General features: G+C 40.5%; 1 pseudogene. It reads left to right on the top strand.

Annotated elements, in window-relative coordinates:
• Window positions 1-118 precede the first annotated feature (118 nt).
• Window positions 119-1,657: pseudogene (locus AC6H04_RS07610) on the top strand (IS1182 family transposase); the annotation flags it as partial.
• Between the last annotated feature and the right edge of the window lie 93 nt (window positions 1,658-1,750).

Raw genomic sequence — 1,750 nt, forward strand, 5'->3', positions numbered from 1 at the left:
GCAGGTAGTTAAAAATCCTTGGATTTTTAACTACCTGCTTTTTTGATATAATGACAGAAAAAAAGAGTATCGGTTGCCCCCGATACCCTAAAAATCATCCCCGAAAGGACAATCCAACATGACAAATTATAACATGAATCAAACAATTTTACCGCTAACTACCGACTATACTGTTCAAAAAGATAATCCAGCTTTTTATATTAATGAACTGGTTGAATCACTATCAATCAAAGAACACTACCTATTCGGTCGTCCTCGAGAGTATGATTTAGGTGCAATGATGAAACTAGTCCTTTTCGCATATACTCGTGGTGTCTTTAGTAGTCGCCGAATTGAAATCTTCGCGGTTGAAAATTTAACGGCTCGCTGGCTGACTCAGGAACAGATGCCCACTTATCGCACCATCTGCCGTTTTCGAATTTCCGATGAACTGGAAGCTTTGATCCATGACGGGTTAGACCGGCTGGTTGACTACTTACGTCGTCAAAATTTAATTGATGACGTCACCTTTATTGACGGCACCAAAATTTTAGCTGATGCCAATAAATATAGTTTTGTCTGGCGCAAGAACACCGTGCGGTTTGACCAGATGAATCGGGAGGCAATTCAAAATATTTTGGCTGAAATTAAGCAAGCCTACGGCGCAGCTTTCGTTCCTGAGGGGACTAATTTAACACTCGAAATGATGGACGAGGTGATCACCCGGCTCGAAGATCGACTCGATAAATTGAATAAGGAAATTGAACAACAGCCCAAACTATCGCCCAATCCAGCTAAGCAATCAAGGCGGCATATTAAAAAAATCAAACGGCAATTAGTCCAGCGTAAAGTGAAAATGATTGAACATCAGAGTCAGATGGAAACCTTTGGTGACCGTAATAGCTATTCAAAAACCGACCAGGATAGCACCTTTATGCGAGTCAAAGAAGATCCGATGATGAATGGTCAATTGAAGCCAGCTTATAATTTACAAATCGCTACCAATAATCAATTCGTGCTAGGCTTTGGTTTATTTCAGCGTCCAACCGATACGAAAACTTTGATTCCATTCCTAAACACCCTATCAAATACCAACAAGTTAGCTGAGAACATTGTAGCCGATGCTGGTTATGGATCAGAAGCTAATTACCGCACAATAGAAGATAACTATGAGGACCATCAAGCCATCATTCCGTACGGAACGATGTTAAAAGAACAAAGTCGTAAATGGCAGTCTGATGATCGTAAAGTTATGAATTGGCATTACTTCGCTGATGATGACTATTATATTGACCAACAGGGTGTTAGATTCGACTTTCAGCGTTACAGTACACGCACTGACAAGAATGGTGTCACGCGTGATTTCAAAATCTATCGGGCGGAAAAATTCGATGCAGATCACCAATCTGTCAGGGCGGCTCTAACTAGAACGGGTCGAACCCGATATATCAGTGTTAATCCCAGTTGGGAGTACTTTAAAGCCCAGCAACGAGAGAGACTAACTACTGAAAAAACAGCAGGAATGTATGCCCGGCGTAAAATAGATGTAGAACCAGTCTTCGGTAGAATGAAGGCTTATTTAGGGTTCAAAAGATTTATGGTTCGTGGTTTAGCGAAGGTTACTAAGGAAACTGGTATCGTCATCATGGCCTTAAATATGGCAAAAATGGTTAAAGTCAGGGGATAAAATCCCGATTTTGACCAGAAAAAAAGACTTATCGAGAAATCAACTTTTGATTTCTTCGATAAGTCTTTTTTGAAAGCTATGATT

It is taken from the genome of Secundilactobacillus sp. MJ173 (genome assembly GCF_059704265.1).